The sequence below is a fragment of the Streptomyces sp. NPDC079141 genome (genome assembly GCF_040686775.1).
In the GTDB taxonomy this organism is placed as follows: Bacteria; Actinomycetota; Actinomycetes; order Streptomycetales; family Streptomycetaceae; genus Streptomyces.
In genome coordinates this window covers 129,987-147,058 of the sequence record NZ_JBFBLP010000020.1, presented here as the reverse complement: position 1 = coordinate 147,058, position 17,072 = coordinate 129,987, and the positions used below count along the sequence as shown (strand labels likewise).

The following is a 17,072-nucleotide window of genomic DNA, read 5'->3' as shown; positions in this document are numbered from 1 at the left end:
CCGGCCGGGGCGCGGAATACCCGGTGGCGTGACCCCGGGTGAGCCGCGACCGCGCGTCACGCCCGGTGGTGCGGCTGCTCGGGGTCGATGTCGTCGGGCCCCGGCGGCACGTCCGCCGGCGTTCCGGGCGCGGCGGGCGGCATCGGCGGGTACGGCATCCCGAGGCCACTCGGCGGGGCGGCCGGCGGGGCGGCGGCGATGGGGCGGCCGGGCGACGCCGCGAGTTCGGCCTCCCGCTCGGGGGTGGGCCGGGACGCGGAGGGCCGGGCGGCGCCGCGCAGCGCATAGGCCACGACTGCGAGGATCACCGCGGTGATCAGCGCGGCCGCCCAGTCGGGCAGGGCGGCGGCCAGCGCCAGGCCGAGGGTGAGCGCGAGGGCCGCGCCCGCGTACAGGGCGACAGTGCCGGACGCGGCGTACAGGATCGCGGTGCGGCGCTGCTCACGGGACTGCCGGCGCAGCTCGTCGCGCACGGTCTCGCGTGCCACCTGCGCCAGTTCGTCGACCAGCTGCTTGTCCAGATGCTCAAGGTGATCCAAGCGGTCCATGGCGGCCGGGTACCCGTACACGTGTACGCATAACGCGGCACGGTGTGGGAGCGGCGAGGAGATCGAGCGAAACGATCTCCTCGCCCCCTCGGCCCCAACTACGCTCGTCCTATGGAGATTCTGGGAGCCACGCTGCGTGTCTGCGTCGACGACCTGGATGCCGCGGTCCCGTTCTACGAACGGCTGGCGGGCGGCAAGGCCCTGCGCTTCGAGCGCGGCGGTGTACAGGTGGCCGCCGTCGGCTGCTTCCTGCTGATGAGCGGGCCGGAGGCCGAGCTGGAGGTGCTGCGCAAGGTCGCCGCGACGATCGCCGTCAAGGATGTCGACGAGGCCCACGCGGTCCTCACCGAGCTGGGCGCGCGGGTGATCGCGGGGCCGGTTCCCACTCCGGCGGGCCGCAATCTGATCGCGATGCACCCGGACGGCGCGGTGTACGAGTACGTCGACCGTCAGGCGTGACCCAGCCCCCGCACCACGAGGTCGGTGAGCAGCGCCCCGGCAGTGCCCTCCGGGTCGAGGTCGGGGTCGTAGATGGTGACGTTGAGGCCGACGCAGTGCGGTGAGGCGAGCAACGGCCCGAGCAGCGCGAAGAGTTCCTCAGGCAGCAGGCCGTCCGGGTCGGGGCTGTCCACGGCCGGCATGACGCTCGGGTCGAGTACGTCCGCGTCCAGGTGCACCCAGAAACCGGCCACTTCCGGTGTCGCGAAGGAGTCCGCGGTGACGCGAGCGAGGGCGTCCGCGCCCCATTCGCGCAGCTCGCCGACGGTGACGACAGGGATCTTCAGCGCGACGAGTTCCGCGCTCAGGTCCGCGAAGGCGTCCCGGATCCCGAAGTACCGCACGTCCTCGTCCCGCAGATAGGGCCGCAGCCCCTCCAGGTCGGTCAGGTCGGCCTGCCCCCGCCCGGTGGCCAGCGCGACCTCCTCACCGCCCGCCGCTCCGACGTGGTCGGAGTTCCCCGGGTGCCGAAAATCGGGCGAGGCGTCCGCGACGACCAGCCCGTACCGCCCGATCCGGCGCAGCGCGAGCGCGGCACCGAGGTTGATGGAGCAGTCACCGCCGAGAACGACCGGGAACTCCCCGGCGCGGACATGCCGTTCGATCCGGTCGGCGAGCTTGCGGGTGTACGAGGCGAGGGCGGCCGCGTTGAAGACCCCGTCGCCCTCCGCCCAGTCCCCTCGGTCGTACCGGGGCGGCACCACCACCCCGCCCTCCAGCGCCCGCAACCGCTGCACGATCCGCTGCTCGCGCAGCGCCCCGGCGAGCTTGTAGCAGCCGGGCACGGTACCGGGGGCGGGCGGGCGCAGGCCCAGGTTGGAGGGGGCGTCGAGCACGACGATATTCCGCATGCGAGGCATCCTCGCCGACGTACAGTCGACCGTCCACGGATAGAGGAGTGTTCATGAGCGAGCAGCACACGTACCGGGTGATCGTCCGGGGCACGTGGGACGCGCTGACCGACGAGGCGCGCGGGCGGCTGCTCGCCGAGGCCGCTGAGCACGGCATGACGAGCATGCGGTTCACCGAGGAGGGCTCGCTGTCGTACGAGCCGTCGCCGCTGAAGCACTTCTCGATGCGGTACGTGGTGGTGTCGGACGCGGCGGACGGCGAGGAGATGGCGGGCGCGATCGCCGAGGACCGCGCCGAGACCGCGCTGAAGAGCCTGGGCTACGGCTTCCGTGACCTGCGGTCGACCGTCACCGACCTGGACACCATGAAGATCAACCGGAAGCCCGCATCTCGGCGGTGAGCGCCCAGCGTTCGTGGTCGCGCCAGGCGCCGTCGATGTAGAGCATGTTCGGCGAGAAGCCCTCCAGGCGGAAGCCGCAGGAGCGGGCGAGGGCGATCGAGGCGGTGTTGGCCGGCTGCACGTTGATCTCCAGCCGGTGCAGCCGCATCGCCCCGAAGGCATGCCCCACGACCAGGTCCAGCGCCTCGCGCATGATCCCCCGCCCGGCCGCGTGCGCGAAGGCGCCGTAGCCGACGGCGCCGCACTGGAATCCGCCCTCGACGATGTTGTTGATGTTGACGAACCCGGCGAGGGAGCCGCCGTCGGCCTTCTCGCACACCAGGAAACCGGCCTTGGCCGGATCCTCGATCAGCCGCCCCGCGTAGGCGGCGTAGGCCGAGGCGGTGTCCGGCGGGAACAGCCAGGGCCGGTGCAGCTCCTTGCTCTCCCGGGCGCGGGCGGTGAACTCGGCGGCGTCGTCGTAGGCGAAGGGGCGGATGCCCACCCGGGGCCCTTCGGCGAGATAGCGGGACGGTATGTGCGGCATCCGGCCAGCCTAGGGCCGGCTAACCGCGCCGCTTCATGAAGTACGCCCCGCACAGCGCCCCGATGAGCCCCGTGGCCAGCAACGCCATCCACAGCGGCAGGGTCACCTCCGGAATCAGCAGCCGGATCTTTGTGTCGCGGGTGTTCTCGAAGATGAAGATCAGGGCGAGGACAGCCAGCAGCAGCACGCCGATCCGGGCGGGCGTGAACGCCGCTGCCCGCCCGCCGGCCTTGCCACCGCGCTCGGAGGTCTTCGGGCTCATATCACCAGGGTGCGCCCGATCCAGCGATCACGCGACCGGCAGCCGGAGCACCCCGGTGTCCTCGGGGGCGCTGACCACGGTCACCGGCTTGATCCCCCGGTTGCCGAAGTAGGCGTCGTCGCTCGCGGCGACCACGAACCGCAGCCGGTGCCCTTTCTCGAAGCGGTGCACGATGCCCGGCAGGGTCACCGTGAAGCTCTTGGTCACGTCGGGCACCCGGACCGGCGCGACCAGCCGGTGCACGAGCGTCCTGCTGCCGTCGGGGGCGACGTCGTAGAGCTTGGCGAACAGGACCAGCTTGTCGGCGGCGTCGCCCGAGTTCTGGGTCCGCTCCGCTTTCGGCGAGACGACCTTCAGGGTGGCCCGGGGCGCGCCCACGACGTCGGTGGCGCGGGCGAGGGGCTCGCTGGTCCAGCCGAGGTAGGTGCCCTTGGTGTCGTACGGCGCCGGGTCGGGCAGCCCGATCAGGCCGGCCAGGGAGCTCTCCGAGTGGCTGGTCGGGATCAGCCAGTTGGCGTACGTACGGCTGCCGCGCGCGACCTTGCTGCGGTTGTCGACGAGTTTGCCGTCGCCGGAGAGGTAGAGGCTCTGGCCGAGGGAGGGCACGCGGTCGGCGGTGGCGTAGGTCGACGTGGGGTCGGTGATCCAGTCGCGGTAGTAGGCGAAGGCCGGGCCGGTGTCGACGGCCTTCCGGCCCAGGTAGCGGTCGAACCAGGCGAGGATGCGCCTGCCGACGTAGCTGGTCTCCAGGTTGCCCTGGCCGAGGTCGAGTTCACCGGCGGCCTGGCCGCCGCTGTGTCCCCAGGACTGCCAGATCATCTTGGCGGTGGTTCCCTGGGCCTTGAGCGTCTTGTACGTGGCCGTCGCCTCGTTGAGGTTGAACAGGCTGTCGGCCTGCCCCTGGACGAGGAGGGTGGGCGCCTTGACGCGGCTCAGGTACGACACCGGCGAGACGCTGCGCGCATAGGCGAGCAGCTCCGCGGTCTCCTTCGCCGGGTAGCGGCCGGAGTTGAGCGTGCGGATGGTGTCGCAGGCCGTGGACACGAAGTGCAGACAGCCGAGGGAGTTGATCCGGGACGGGTCGAGGCTGGGCTCCAGCAGCGTCTGGCCCTCGCCGATGAGATAGAACCCGTTGGTCCACTGCCATTTGAAGGCGCCGGGCACGGTGGCGGCGCCGACCGCGTTGTTGGGGTCGAGGGAGTACGCCAGGTCGTGCCAGGTGATCATCGGCACGACGGCGTCGACACGCCGGTCGCCGGCGGCCGTGGCCAGCTGGACGGCACCGCCGTAGGAGCCGCCGATCATCCCGACGCGCGGGTCGCCCACGGAGTCGAGGGTGACGAAGTCGGCGGTCGTGCCGTCGTCGGCGGAGCGCTTGCCGCCGAGGAAGTCGATGAGCTGCGAGGCCGCGGTCCCGTCGATCGCCGGGTCGTCCAGCGAGATCAGACATCCGGAGCGGCCGAAGCCGAGCCCGGAGTAGACGAGCGAGACGTATCCGCGCTGGGCGAAGGCCTTGCCGATGGCGTCCGTGGAGCCGTCGGACTTGCTGCCGCCGAAGCCGTTGGTGGCGAGCACGGCGGGTGCGGGGCGCTCGCGGTCGACGCCGGCCGGCCGGTAGAGGTCGGCGTCGACGGTGCAGGTACGGTCGCCGGCCCGGACGGTGAACTTCAGGGCGCTGACGGTGTACTGGCCGGTCGCGGTGGCGGCCGGAGCGGCGAGCGCGAGGGGGGCGGTGAGCGTGGCGCCGAGGAGGAGAGCGAGCGGGGCTCGGGATCTGGGCACACGTCGGGACACGAAGACCTCCACACTGAGGACTCACACGGGGGGACAGCCCTGCCTACCGACCAGTAGGTACTGGCCGGTAGTCATGGTGTGACACGTGTCATGCCAGGGTCAATCAGCGTGACGGAGGTTTCTTGACGAAAATTCAACTCAACCCGTTCAGCGCAGCGCGGGCTCGTCCAGCGTCAACGTGCCCGCCTCCGCGTCCAGTTCGGCCGCCACCCCGAAGGGGACCGTCAACGCCCCTTCGCAGTGCCCGAACCCGAACTCCTCCAGCACCGGTACCCCGAGGCCGCCGAGCCGGTCGACGAGCAGCGGCCGCACCCGTTCGTAGGGATCGCACTCCTGCCACGAGCCGAGCAGCACCCCGCGTATCCCGTCGAGCCAGCCCGAACGCAGGAGTTGGGTGAGGTAGCGGTCGAGGCGGTACGTCTCCTCCCCCACGTCCTCCAGGCACAGCAGCCCGCCGGCCGCCGACGCCCGGGCGTGCGGAGTGCCCACCTCGGCGGCGAGCAGGCACAGACAGCCGCCGAGGACGACACCGCGGGCCCGGCCGGGTACCAGGGCCCGGCCGCCGGAGGCGATCGTGCGGACGCTCTCGGGGGCGAACAGGGTGGCCTTCAGATGCTCCTGGGCCCGCGTGTTCTTGATGAAGTCGATGCCCGCGGCCATCGGCCCGTAGAGCGTGGCCAGGCCCAGCTGCCGCGCGAACGCCTCGTGCAGCACGGTGATGTCACTGAAGCCGACGAACACCTTCGGGCCGGCCGCGCGCATCGCGTCCCAGTCGAGAAGGTCGATCATCCGCTGCACGCCGTACCCGCCCCGGGCGCAGATCACGGCGTCGACGGACGGGTCGCACCAGGTGTTCTGGAGGTCCGCGGCCCGGTCGGCGTCCGCCCCGGCGAGATAGCCGAACTCGCCGTGCCGGTCCAGCACATGGGGTGCCACGACCGGGTCGAGGTCCCACCCGCGCAGCACGTCGAGCCCGGCCTGGAGCCGCTCCTCGGGCACGGGCCCGCTGGGCGCGACGACGGCCACGCGGGCGCCGGGGGCGAGTCGGGACGGACGGGCGAGTTGCTTCACTTGGCGAGCTCCAGGGTCGGGATGCCGGGCGGGTTCAGTCCGAACACCTGAGCATAGAGAGACAGCTCGGACTCCAGGGCGCGCACCATGGTCTCGGCCCGCCGGAAGCCGTGCCCCTCCCCCTCGAAGGCGATGTACGCGTGCGGCACCCGGCGCCCCGCCATACGGGCCAGGAACCGCTCGCACTGGGCGGGTGGACAGATCACGTCGTCCAGGCCCTGGAGCAGCAGGAACGGCGCGGTGACCTGGTCGGCGTGCTCGCTGGGCGACCGCTCCGCGTACCGCGCGGGCACCTCGGCCTGCGGCCCGACCAGGGTCTCCAGATACTGCGACTCGAAGTCGTGGGTCTCCCCGTCCGCCCAGGCGGCCAGGTCGAGGATCGGATAGATGATGGTGCCGCAGGCGTAGACATCGGTGGCGGCGAGTGAGGCCGCCGCGGTCCAACCGCCCGCGCTGCCGCCGCGCACGGCGAGCCGGTCGCGGTCGGCGGTGCCCTCCTCGGCGAGGGCGAGCGCGACGGTCGCGCAGTCCTCGACGTCGACCACGCCCCACTGTTCGCGCAGCCGGTTGCGGTACGCGCGGCCGTACCCGGTGGAGCCGCCGTAGTTGACCTCGGCGACGCCGATGCCCCGTGAGGTGAAGTAGGCGATCGCCAGGTCCAGGACGAGGGGTGCGCGCCCCGTGGGTCCGCCGTGCGCCCACACGACGTACGGTGCCGGCCGGTCGCCTGGGGCGACGCACCGGGGGTGGTGCGGCGGGTAGACGTGCGCGTGGATCTCGCGTCCGTCCGGTCCGGTGAAGGTGCGGATCTGCGGCTCGGGGTAGTAGGTGGGGTCCACCGGGTCGTCGTGCCCGACGCCGATCGCGCGGGCCCGGCCGGTCCGGGTGTCCAGCTCGACCACCTCGTAGGCGCTGCGCGGACTGGCCCCGACGGCGACCACGCGCCCGCCGTGCACCGCGAGCGTGGGCGCGAACTCGGTCCAGGGTCCGGCCGCGTCGACGAGCTCGCCCGTCTCGGGGTCCAGTATCCCGAGCGCGGTGGCGCCGCGGCCGTGCACGACGGCCACGAGACCGCTGTCCAGCGGCGCGAACCAGCGGTGGCCGAGCTTCCACAGCGGCCCGCCGAACTCCTCCTCGCGCGGGCACAGGGGCTCGCCGTCGCGGTAGAGGTTCCACCAGCCGGTGCGGTCGCTCGCGTACAGCAGGGAGCCGTCGGGTGCCCAGTCGGCCTGGGCGATCGACTCCTCGGGCCCGCCGGCCACGGTCCGCGCGCCGGACAGACCGTCCCCCACGTCCGCGACGACCAGCTCGGTCCCGTCCCACGGCATGCGCGGATGGTCCCAGGCGAGCCAGGCCGCGCGCCGCCCGTCGGGCGACAGCCGCGGCCCGGTGAGGAACCGCCGGGAGTCGTCGGTGAGTTCGCGCACGGCGTCCCGGTCCTGCGCGGCCGCCCCGTCCAGCGGTACGGCGGCCAGGACGCGCCGCACGTCGGTGGGCCCGTCGCCGGTGAACTCCTCCAGCACGCACCACACTTCACCCCGGTCCAGGACCAACTGCGGGTCGGCCCAGCGCAGTCCGCCGCCGACCAGGGAGACGGGGGTGAGGGCGTGCGGTTCGCTCCCGGGCGTGTACCGGTACAGCCGCTGGTCGGCGAAGTTCACGAAGACGACGAGGGGTTCGCCGTCCACGACGGCGCCCGCCCAGGGCTGACCGCCGTACTCGATGACCCGGCTGCGCACGTTCCAGGGGGCGGTCAGCACCGACTCCTCGGTGCCGTCGGCGCGGCGCCGGACCAGGGTGCGCCGGCCGCCCTCGGTGGGCCGGGGCTCGGTCCACCACACCTCGGCGCCGACGAACCCCAGATACTCGGGGTGCCCGTCGTGCGCGGCGGCGAGCGCCGCGTCGATGGGCGAGGGCCAGGAACCGTACGGCAGTGTCTGCACGTTCTCCCCCAACTGGCCTAGGCCGTCCGCAGGAACCGGTCCAGAACACGGACGCCGAAGCGGAGCGCCTCGACGGGGACGCGTTCGTCGACGCCGTGGAAGAGGGCCTGGTAGTCGAAGCCCTCCGGCAGTTTCAGCGGCGTGAATCCGTATCCGGTGATGCCGAGGCGCGAGAACTGCTTGGCGTCCGTGCCGCCGGACATGCAGTACGGCACGACATGTCCCTCCGGCGCGAACTCCTCCACGGCGGCCCGCATCCTCGCGAACGTCGGCGAGTGCACCGGCGCCTGGAGAGCCACCTCGCGGTGCTGGAACTCCCACTCCACGTCAGGTCCGGTGAGCCGGTCAAGGGTCGTGCGGAACTCGTCCTCGCCGCCGGGCAGATACCGTCCGTCGACGTACGCCACGGCCTCCCCGGGGATCACGTTCACCTTGTAACCGGCGTCCAGCATGGTCGGGTTGGCGCTGTTGCGGACGGTGGCTTCCACCAGCTTGGCCGCCGGCCCGAGTCTCTTCAGAAGGGTGTCCACGTCGTCCAGGTCGGCCTCGATGCCGTACAGGGCGGCGAGTTCGGTCAGGGCCGCGCGGACGGTCGGGGTCAGCCGCAGCGGCCACTCGTGGTCGCCGATCCGGGCGACGGCGGCGGCGAGCCGGGTCACCGCGTTCTCCCGGTTGACCTTGGAGCCGTGTCCGGCCCGCCCGCGCGCGGTGAGCTTCAGCCAGCCGGTGCCCCGCTCCCCGGCCGCGACGGGGTAGATCTGCCGGCCGGCGCCGTCGTGGAAGGTGAACGCCCCGGACTCGCTGACGCCCTCGGTGCAGCCCTCGAACAGCCCGGCGTGCCGGGCGGCCAGGAACCCGGAGCCGTCCTCGGCGCTCGCCTCCTCGTCGGCCGTGAACGCGATCACGATGTCGCGCCGGGGCCGCACGCCCAGGCGGGCCCAGGCGCGGACGACGGCGAGAATCATCGCGTCCATGTTCTTCATGTCGACGGCCCCGCGCCCCCAGACGACCCCGTCGCGGATCTCGCCGGAGAACGGGTGCACGCTCCAGTCGGCGGCCTCGGCGGGCACCACGTCGAGATGACCGTGCAGAAGCAGCGCGTCGGCCGAGGGGTCGCTGCCCTCGAAGCGCGCGACGACGTTGGTCCGTCCCGGGGTGCGTTCCAGGAGGGTGGGGGTGAGGCCCGCCTCGGCCAGCCGGGCGGCGGCGTACTCGGCGGCGGGCCGCTCCTGGCAGTCGCCGCCGCCGCGGTTGGTGGTGTCGATGCGGATGAGGTCCGAGGTGAACGTGACGACCTCGTCCAGGGCCTGCTCGTCCAGGCGCTCAGCCATACTGCTCCTCCACCGCGGCCGAGACGATCGTGGTGACCGCCTTGAAGGTGCGGATTGCCTCGTACATGGTCTCGCTGGTGTACACCACCTTGCGCTCCCCGACGCGGTCCACGCCGGGGACGACGGTCGCGGCCATCGAGAGGTGCTCGGCGTCGAACTCGACGGCGACGGTGAACGGGCCGCCGTGCACCGGTTCATGACGGACCGCCAGGGCGGCGGCCTCCTTGGCGGCGGCCCGGATGTCGGAGAAGGTCCGGTTCGGGGTGCGGCAGACGGCGGCGTAGCGCGAGACGTGGTCCTTGACGGCGACCTTGGGCGCCTCGGGGGCGTAGCCGAGCGCGTCCTCGCAGGCCACGTCGTCGCCGGTGACCAGCACGACCGGCACCCCGTACTCGGCGACGACATGCGCGTTGAGCAGCCCCTCGCTGGCGCGTACGTCGTTCAGCCACACGCCGGTGATGGAGTTGGCGAGGTAGGTGTGGGCGAGGACGCCCTCCATGCCGGCGCCCGCGTGGTAGCCGACGAAGGCGATGCCGTCGACGTCGCCGTGCTGCACGCCCTCCACCATGGACAGGGACTTGTGCCGTCCGGTGAGCATCTCCGCCCGCTCGTCGAGGCGTTCGAGGAGGAGGTTGCGCATGGTCCAGTGGGCCTCGTTGACGAGCACCTCGTCGGCGCCGCCGTCGTAGAAGCCCAGTACGGCGGCGTTGACGTCCGAGGTGAACATCGAACGGCAGCGCTCCCACTGCGGGGTTCCGGGCAGCACGTCGGCCGGCCAGGTCACCCCCGTGGCGCCCTCCATGTCGGCGCTGATGAGGATCTTCATGCCGTGTCACGTTACGCGCCACGGGCGGGCCCGGCCAGGAAGCGCCGTCAGGTCTTGTGCAGGCGGTCCACCAGGATGTCGATGACCAGCGGGGTGCGTGGGCCGTAGCCGAGCAGGACGCCGTCCTCCAGGTCGACGACGCGCCGGTTCATGCCCGCCGGGGTCTGACTTGTTCCGGGGATCTGGACCAGGCCGTCGATGCCGCCCACGGACTCAAGGCCCTTGGTCATCATGAGGATCACCTCGGGCTGGGCCTTGACCAGGGCCTCGCTGGTGATGGGGGTGAACGGCTTGTCGAACCCGGCGTCCTTGCCCGCGTCGATCGCGCCGGCGGCCTCGATCAGCGAGTCGGCGCCCGAGCCCTTGCCGCCGATCAGGTAGACGGCCGCGCTGCCGCGCATGTAGAGGAAGGCGACCTTGGGCTTGCTGCCCTTGGGCACGGCGGCGCGGGCGGCGGTGAGTTCGCTCTCCATGCGCTCGTTGAGCGCCTTTCCGGCCGCGGGGACGCCGAGGGCCTCGGCAACACGGGTGATGCGGGTGGTGACATCGGCGAGTTCGGTGGCCGGGTCGAGGACGACGACGGGCACGCCGGCGTCCCGGATCTGGTCGATGACCTCACTGGGGCCGGTGTCGGTGTCGGCGAGCACCACGGTCGGCTTCAGCGACAGCACGCTCTCGGCACTGACGTCGTGCGCCTTGGTGACCTGCGGGAGATCCTCGGCCTCCGCGAAGGTGGCGGTGATGTCGCGGCCCACGACGCGGTCGCCGAGGCCGAGGGTGAACACGATCTCCGCGACCCCGCCGTGCAGCGGCAGGATGCGGGAGGCGTCCTCGACGGTCACCTTCCGCCCGTCGGAGGAGTCGACGGTGACCGGCAGCTTCGGCGTCGGCGGTTCGCCCTGCAGCGGCACGAGGGTGTTCTTCGCCAACTGCTTCTCGGCCGCCGCGGCACGCTCGCTCGCGGAGGCCGGCGAAGCGTCCGCCGCCCCGCCGGAATCCGTGGCACCTGTGGCGCAGGCGCCCGTCAGGAGCGCCAGGACAAGAGCAAGGGGGGCAAGTCTTCCGGACATTCTCATCGCGCGGCCATCCAGTCTCCCGTTGTACCCGTAGTTGATCAATAGCTTAGGTTAGGTTTACCTTATTAACTCGTGGTGGGGGTGTGACGTGAATTCACCAAGTGGCCTGCGCGCCTTGAGAGTTGCCCGTACGACCGCACTGGCGGCCTCGGTCGCCGCGGCCGTCCTCGTCCTTCCGGCGGCCTCTCCGGCGGCCGCCGCGGGCGGCTCCGCGACGGGCCCCGAGGGCCAGAAACTCACCGTGTCGAAGGCCTCCGGGCTGGACGCGGCGGGCGAGACGGTGACCGTGACCGGCTCCGGCTACAACACCGAGAAGGGCATCTACGTCGCCTTCTGCGTGGACAACGGCGCGGGGAAAACCCCGACGCCCTGCGTGGGCGGCGTCGACATGTCCGGCGAGTCCGGCGCGTCCGTCTGGGTCTCCTCCAACCCGCCGTCGTACGGCGAGGGTCTGGCCGAGCCGTACGAGGGCAGCGGCCACAAGGGCTCGTTCAGCGTGCGGCTCAAGGTGCGCGCCAAGGACGCGAACACCGACTGCACCAAGTCCGGCGTGACCTGCTCGGTCATCACCCGCAACGACCACACGCGCGGCGGCGACCAGAGCCAGACGGTGCGGATCCCGGTCTCCTTCGGGAGCACCGGCGGGAGCCCGGGCGGCACCGGCGGCACGTCCGGCACCGGGTCCACGGCAACGCCGTCCGCCTCTGCCCCCGCGAGCACGACCGGCGGCTCCGGCACGAACGACGACGACCCCAGCGGCCCGCTGGCCAGCACCGGTTCCGTGGCGCTCCCCGTCGGGCTGACCGCCGCGGCACTGGTCGCGGCCGGCACCTGGACGTGGATCTGGGCACGCAGGCGCCGCTCGGCCACGAACTGACGCCCGCTCAATCCCGTATTCCCAAGGAGACTTGAAGATGGCGAAGAGACCCGGCGCGGCCGCCGTGGCGGGCGGCGCGCTGCTCGCACTGCTGACCCAGGGCATCGCCGCCGCGCAGGACGGGGAGACGTTCCCGCGCGAGGTGACCGGCGGCTACGCGAGCTGGACGACGGACGGGGCACGGGCCGCCCTCGAAGGGTCGGGGCAGCCGGCCTGGTTCCCGGCCACGGGCGGCGGCACGAATCCCGAAACCGGCGACGCGGACATCGAGTTGGGCGGTACGGCGCGACTCGCCCCGCCCTCGGACGCGACCGGGGAGCCGCTGGCGCTCGCCGGACTGCGGCTGCGGCTCGACGGCGGCACCGGCGCGCTGCACGTACGGACGGCCGTGGACGGACAGGCGCGCGAACTGGCCCTGGCCGTGGTGAAATCGGGCGACGCTGCCCCCGTCGTGCGCACGGGCGGGGTGACCTGGAGCGGCCTTCGGGCCTCCCTCACGGATGAGGGCGCGCAGCTGCTGTCGCAGTGGAGCGGGCGGGAGTTCACCCCCGGTGACGCACTGGGCCGGTTCGACGTGACCGTGGGCACGGGGACCGAAGCGGCACCGAAACCCGGCACAACACCTCGGCCGCCGGCCCCGAGCCCGGCCCCCGAAGCGGAGCCGGCGCCCGCACCGGCCACCCCCTCCGCCGCCGTGGCCGCCGCCGAGACGACCGCCGGCGGCCAACAGGAAGTCACCGGCGCGGGGTTCGAGCCGGGCGAGGTCGTGCTCGTCGCGATCGACGAGGACACCCGGTACCAGATGACGGCCGACCAACAGGGCCGGGTGGCCCAGGCGTTCCCGGTGTACGCCACGGCCACCGAGGGCGAGCACACGGTGGAGCTGTACACCGTGTCCGGCGAGCGCAGCACCGCCGCACAGTTCAGCGTACGCACGGGCAAACCGTAGTGAACCTCAGCCAAGGAGCGGGCCGCACAGCCCGCCCCTTGGCATGCCCAAATCCCTTGAAAACAAAGGGCTGTTGGGACTTCCAGCCCAGTGTTGACAATCGACCGGGATTCGCATTTAGGTTTGCCTTACCTAAGTCCGATGGGTTCTGCATCGGCTTCCCCAGAGAGGTCTCTCCCGATGAGAGTCGTTCCGTCCGCCCGCACCGCCGCCCGCACCGGCCTCGCCGTCGTCGCCTCCGCCGCCCTCACCCTGGGCCTGGCCACCTCGGCCTCCGCCGCCACCTCGACCCGCACGATCGTGGACGGCAGCACCACCTACAACCTGTCGGTGACCGCCCCGGACACGGCCTCCGCGGCCGGCCAGGTCATCAACGTCACCGGCTCCGGCTTCAACACGAGCCAGGGCATCTACGTCGGCCTGTGCGTCGTCAGCGGCGAGCAGGGCGCCGAGAAGCCCACCCCGTGCCTGGGCGGCCAGGACGAGGACGGCTCGACCGGCGCCTCGCACTGGGTCAACAACACCTTCGGCGGGCTGTTCGCCAACAGCTCCAAGTTCGGCACCGGCGGCACCTTCAACGTGAACATCTACGTCAACCCCGACCTCGGTAACGGCAACGTCTGCGGCGCGACCGTCGACTGCGCGATCGTCACGCGTGCCGACCACTTCGACTCGGGCGACCGCAAGTACGACGTCCACGTCCCGATCACCTTCCAGTAAGCACCCGGCAGGCCGGGCCCTCCCCACCCGAGGGCCCGGCCTCCTGGTCCGACCGGGGTGCCGGGCGCACCCGACAAGTGAGGAACTCCGATGCATCTCAGACGCACGGCGGCGCTCGCCGGCGCCGCCGCGCTGGTCGCCGCGACCGCCGCCGTCGGCTCGTCCGCGCAGGCCGCCGACACCCCGAAGACGGCCCTCGGCAAGGACGGCCAGCAGCTCACCGTCTCCGCCTCCGCGAACCTGGACCCCGACGGCGAGACGCTCCAGGTCACCGGCTCCGGCTACGACGACACCAAGGGCATCTACGTCGCCGTCTGCAAGGACAACGGCGACAACCGCATCCCCACCCCCTGCCTGGGCGGCGCCGACCAGAGCGGCGACAGCGGCGCCTCGAAGTGGATCATCCCGCGGGACGCCTCGGACGAGGGCGCGGGCACCGTCGCCGAGCGGTGGGGCGAGGGCGGCACCTTCGACGTCGACCTGAACGTCAAGGCGAAGGACGGCGGCCTCGACTGTCTCGAAGTCGCCTGCTCGGTCGTCACCCGCGTCGACCACAACGCCGCCGGCGACCGCTCCCAGGACGTGCGCATCCCGATCACCTTCCAGGGCCAGGACCCCGGTGAGGGAGACGGCGGCGGCGACGGCGTGGACGTCCCCGCGGGCACGGTCAGCTACGTCCGGTCCGCCGAGTTCACCACCGCCGGGCGCCCCCTGGACCTGCTGCTGCACCCCGACTCCGGGAAGCTGTACGTCGGTTCGGAGAACATCCCCGACACCGCTGACGTCAACGAGGCGGGCCTCTACGCCCTGGACCCCAAGGACGGCACGCTCCTGAGCAAGGTCGCGCAGGCCCCCGGTCTGCCCGCTACGTCGGTCCCCGTGGGCCGCAGGATCATCGCCCCGCTCGCCGGCGACGGCGTGCTCTTCCACTACCCGCTGCGCGGCATAGGCATGGCCAAGGACGGCGACACGGCCGCGCAGGGCTACTGGTACACCGGCACGGGATTCACCGGCGTCGGACAGGATGCCGACACCTCCAGTGTGCTGGTCGCGGCGGGCCCCGAGCTGCGCCGCATCGACCTCGCCACCGGCACCGTGAAGAGCACGGTCTCCCTTGAGGGCGGCAAGGAGCTCGGCGTGGACGCGGTCCGCAACGCGGCCTGGTCCATCGGCGCCGCCGAGGGCAAGAAGGTGCTGCGCCGCGTGGACACCACGACCTTCCAGGTCACCGCCACGACCGAGCTCCCCACCGAAACCGGCCTCGCGTACTTCGTCGAGACGGACCCGGCGACCGGCAACGTCTGGGTGGGCGCGGACACATCGGTGCTCGTCTTCGACAAGGACGGCAAGCAGCTCACCACGCTGACCGGCGAGGACCGGCCCACGGCGATGGCCTTCGACAAGACCACCGGGCGGGCCTTCGTCCTGCGTCCGGACCCCGCCGGCAACACCGGCGACGGCAACGGTGTCCTGGAGGTCCTGGACAGCGCGACGTTCCAGCAGGCGGCCGCGCCGGTCGCCCTGACGAACAGCGAGGCCCCCACCTACTCGGGTGTCGCCGTCGCTCCCGGCGCCACGTCCGTGTACGTCACCAACTACACGGAGAGCAAGGTCGCCAAGTTCGACCTCCGCATGTCCCCCAAGGTCACCCAGGCCCCCACCGACCAGACCGTCGCCCCCGGTGACGAGGTCGCCTTCGTCGCCGCCGCCGAGGGCACCCCGGAGCCCACGGTGAGCTGGAGCGTCAGCCCCGACGGCGGCCAGACCTGGTCGAAGATCGAGGGCGCGACGGAGAACGCGTACAAGTTCACCGCGAAGGCGGCCCAGGACGGCTACCGGTACCGCGCCGAGTTCACCAACCCGGTCGGCACCACCCGCACGTCGCCGATCACGCTGACGGTGCAGGAAGCCCCCGACGACGGCGGCACCGAGCCGCCCGCCGACGGTGAGGACACCGAGCCCTCCGGCTCCAACACCGTCACCGGCCCCGAAGGACAGCAGTTGACCGTCACCCCGGTCAACAACCTCGCCGTCGAGAACCAGACCCTGAAGGTCACCGGCTCCGGCTACGACACCGACAAGGGCATCTACGTCGCCCTGTGCGTCGACAACGGCGAGGGCGAACTGCCCACGCCCTGCATCGGCGGCGTCGACATGAGCGGCGAGTCGCACTCCTCCGCCTGGATCTCCTCCAACCCGCCGGACTACGGCGAGGACCTGGCGATCCCGTACGGCAAGGACGGCAGCTTCGAGGTCGAGCTGACCGTCGACGCCAAGGACGAGTTCACCGACTGCTTCAAGGCCAAGTGCGTCCTGGCCACCCGCGCCGACCACACCCTCTCCGGCGACCGCTCGCAGGACGTCAAGGTGCCCGTGAGCTTCGTCGGACAGGACCCGGTGGACACCGATGACGGCACCGGCGGCGCGGGCGGGTCAGGCACCGGCGGCACCGGAACCGACGGCGGCACCGGCACCACCGGCGGCACGGGCGCCGGTTCCACCACTGGCGGCACCGGCACCACGAACACGTCCACGGCGGGCGGCAGTCTCGCCTCCACCGGCGTCACGGTCGGCTCCGTCGCCGCGCTCGCCGCGGCCCTCACGGCCGCGGGCTGGGTCGCCTACCGGCGCGGACGTACCGTCTGACCGCCACGGTGGCGGGCGGTCACGCCGACCGGCCCGCCACCACCCACTTCGACGGCAGTTCGATCCGGGTGCCGTCCGGCCCGTACTCCGTGGTGACCAGCGGCAGTTCACCCCGCGCGACCACGCTCAGCCCGGCCGCCGCCAGATACTCCGGCACCGCGTCGTCGGCGACCTCGCCGGGCGCGATGCCGTGCCGGAAGACGGAGGCGAGCTTGGGCGGCGGCCCCGCCGGGCCCTGGGCCAGACCCATCAGAACGGGCTTGGCGGCCTCGGCCAGTTCCACCAGGAAGACCCGGCCGCGGGTGCCGACGAGGGTGGCGATGCCGTCCACCAGGGCCTGCCGGGACTCGGGCTCCACCTGGTGCAGCACGCCCCGCACATACACGTTGGCGTCACCGAGCTCCGCGTGCAGCGTCTGCGCCTCGTCCTTCTCCGTGCCGTCGAACACCCGGTAGGTCGCCGTGCCCGCGGGGTCCAAGTGCCGGGCGTGGTCGATCGCCGCGGCGGCCAGGTCCACCCCGACGACATGCGGGAACCGGTCGGCCAGGAAACGGGTCTGGGTGCCGTTGCCGCAGCCGAGATCCACCAGCGGCAGGGCCGAGCTCGCCAAGTACGGTTCGAACAGGGCGAGATGAGGACCGACGGTCAGCACCGGCTCCGCGTCCCAGAACACCGCCCCCGGTTCCTCGGGTGCCTCCCGCCAGAAGGCCTCCCAGGCCTCCCGGTACCGACTCGTCACGCTCATGCCCAACT

Annotated in this window: 17 protein-coding genes; 6 read left to right on the top strand and 11 right to left on the bottom strand. The window is 72.2% G+C overall.

Annotated features, from left to right (window positions below; genetic code table 11):
* Positions 1-56 precede the first annotated feature (56 nt).
* Entirely contained in the window at positions 57-548 is a 492-nt protein-coding gene (locus AB0Q90_RS36610) for a phage holin family protein (RefSeq protein WP_363158356.1), read from the bottom strand.
* A gap of 111 nt (positions 549-659) precedes the next feature.
* Here AB0Q90_RS36610 and AB0Q90_RS36605 point away from each other — a divergent pair, with 111 nt between their 5' ends.
* A complete protein-coding gene (locus AB0Q90_RS36605) occupies positions 660-1,007 on the top strand; it encodes a VOC family protein (protein WP_363158357.1) in 348 nt (115 codons plus the stop codon).
* Here AB0Q90_RS36605 and AB0Q90_RS36600 read toward each other — a convergent pair.
* Positions 998-1,897 (bottom strand): arginase family protein, encoded by a 900-nt coding sequence (locus tag AB0Q90_RS36600; protein ID WP_363158358.1) that lies wholly within the window; start codon positions 1,895-1,897, stop codon positions 998-1,000. The two genes, AB0Q90_RS36605 and AB0Q90_RS36600, sit on opposite strands and share 10 nt — an antisense overlap.
* A gap of 53 nt (positions 1,898-1,950) precedes the next feature.
* Between AB0Q90_RS36600 and AB0Q90_RS36595 the strand changes: the two genes are divergently transcribed.
* Positions 1,951-2,298, top strand: a complete 348-nt coding sequence (locus tag AB0Q90_RS36595; RefSeq protein WP_363158359.1) for a DUF6204 family protein — start codon at positions 1,951-1,953, stop codon at positions 2,296-2,298.
* Here AB0Q90_RS36595 and AB0Q90_RS36590 read toward each other — a convergent pair.
* The 8 genes from AB0Q90_RS36590 to AB0Q90_RS36555 form a co-directional block, all read right to left on the bottom strand.
* On the bottom strand, positions 2,270-2,824 hold the full coding sequence (locus AB0Q90_RS36590; RefSeq protein ID WP_363158360.1) for a GNAT family protein: 555 nt from the start codon (positions 2,822-2,824) through the stop codon (positions 2,270-2,272). The genes AB0Q90_RS36595 and AB0Q90_RS36590 overlap by 29 nt on opposite strands.
* Positions 2,825-2,843: 19 nt before the next feature.
* Positions 2,844-3,086, bottom strand: a complete 243-nt coding sequence (locus AB0Q90_RS36585) for a DUF1049 domain-containing protein (protein ID WP_363158361.1) — start codon at positions 3,084-3,086, stop codon at positions 2,844-2,846.
* A 27-nt stretch (positions 3,087-3,113) separates the two neighbouring features.
* Positions 3,114-4,880, bottom strand: a complete 1,767-nt coding sequence (locus tag AB0Q90_RS36580) for a CocE/NonD family hydrolase (RefSeq protein ID WP_363158362.1) — start codon at positions 4,878-4,880, stop codon at positions 3,114-3,116.
* 147 nt (positions 4,881-5,027) lie between these two features.
* On the bottom strand, positions 5,028-5,951 hold the full coding sequence (locus AB0Q90_RS36575; RefSeq protein ID WP_363158363.1) for an LD-carboxypeptidase: 924 nt from the start codon (positions 5,949-5,951) through the stop codon (positions 5,028-5,030).
* Entirely contained in the window at positions 5,948-7,894 is a 1,947-nt protein-coding gene (locus AB0Q90_RS36570) for a prolyl oligopeptidase family serine peptidase (protein ID WP_363158364.1), read from the bottom strand. Before AB0Q90_RS36570 ends, AB0Q90_RS36575 begins: the two co-directional genes overlap by 4 nt.
* A gap of 17 nt (positions 7,895-7,911) precedes the next feature.
* The gene (locus AB0Q90_RS36565; RefSeq protein WP_363158365.1) at positions 7,912-9,225 is read right to left on the bottom strand and encodes a M20/M25/M40 family metallo-hydrolase; all 1,314 of its coding nucleotides are present in this window, start codon (positions 9,223-9,225) and stop codon (positions 7,912-7,914) included.
* A complete protein-coding gene (locus AB0Q90_RS36560; RefSeq protein WP_363158366.1) occupies positions 9,218-10,051 on the bottom strand; it encodes a M55 family metallopeptidase in 834 nt (277 codons plus the stop codon). The genes AB0Q90_RS36565 and AB0Q90_RS36560 overlap by 8 nt, the downstream gene beginning before the upstream one ends.
* Before the next feature lie 47 nt (positions 10,052-10,098).
* Positions 10,099-11,121 carry an ABC transporter substrate-binding protein gene (locus tag AB0Q90_RS36555; protein WP_363158367.1) on the bottom strand — a complete coding sequence of 341 codons (1,023 nt, stop codon included), beginning with the start codon at positions 11,119-11,121 and terminating at the stop codon, positions 10,099-10,101.
* A gap of 94 nt (positions 11,122-11,215) precedes the next feature.
* Between AB0Q90_RS36555 and AB0Q90_RS36550 the strand changes: the two genes are divergently transcribed.
* The 4 genes from AB0Q90_RS36550 (at position 11,216) to AB0Q90_RS36535 (ending at position 16,319) form a co-directional block, all read left to right on the top strand.
* Positions 11,216-12,004: a hypothetical protein gene (locus AB0Q90_RS36550; RefSeq protein WP_365734191.1), complete on the top strand. Its 789-nt coding sequence runs from the start codon at positions 11,216-11,218 to the stop codon at positions 12,002-12,004.
* Positions 12,005-12,041: 37 nt separating this feature from the next.
* Positions 12,042-12,953, top strand: coding sequence for an HtaA domain-containing protein (locus AB0Q90_RS36545; protein WP_363158369.1), 912 nt, complete (start codon positions 12,042-12,044; stop codon positions 12,951-12,953).
* Between the two features lie 180 nt (positions 12,954-13,133).
* Positions 13,134-13,673: a hypothetical protein gene (locus AB0Q90_RS36540; RefSeq protein ID WP_363158370.1), complete on the top strand. Its 540-nt coding sequence runs from the start codon at positions 13,134-13,136 to the stop codon at positions 13,671-13,673.
* Between the two features lie 90 nt (positions 13,674-13,763).
* On the top strand, positions 13,764-16,319 hold the full coding sequence (locus AB0Q90_RS36535; RefSeq protein ID WP_363158371.1) for an immunoglobulin I-set domain protein: 2,556 nt from the start codon (positions 13,764-13,766) through the stop codon (positions 16,317-16,319).
* Positions 16,320-16,338: 19 nt separating this feature from the next.
* On the opposite strand, the gene AB0Q90_RS36530 is transcribed toward AB0Q90_RS36535, so the two are convergent.
* Positions 16,339-17,064: a methyltransferase domain-containing protein gene (locus AB0Q90_RS36530; RefSeq protein WP_363158372.1), complete on the bottom strand. Its 726-nt coding sequence runs from the start codon at positions 17,062-17,064 to the stop codon at positions 16,339-16,341.
* Between the last annotated feature and the right edge of the window lie 8 nt (positions 17,065-17,072).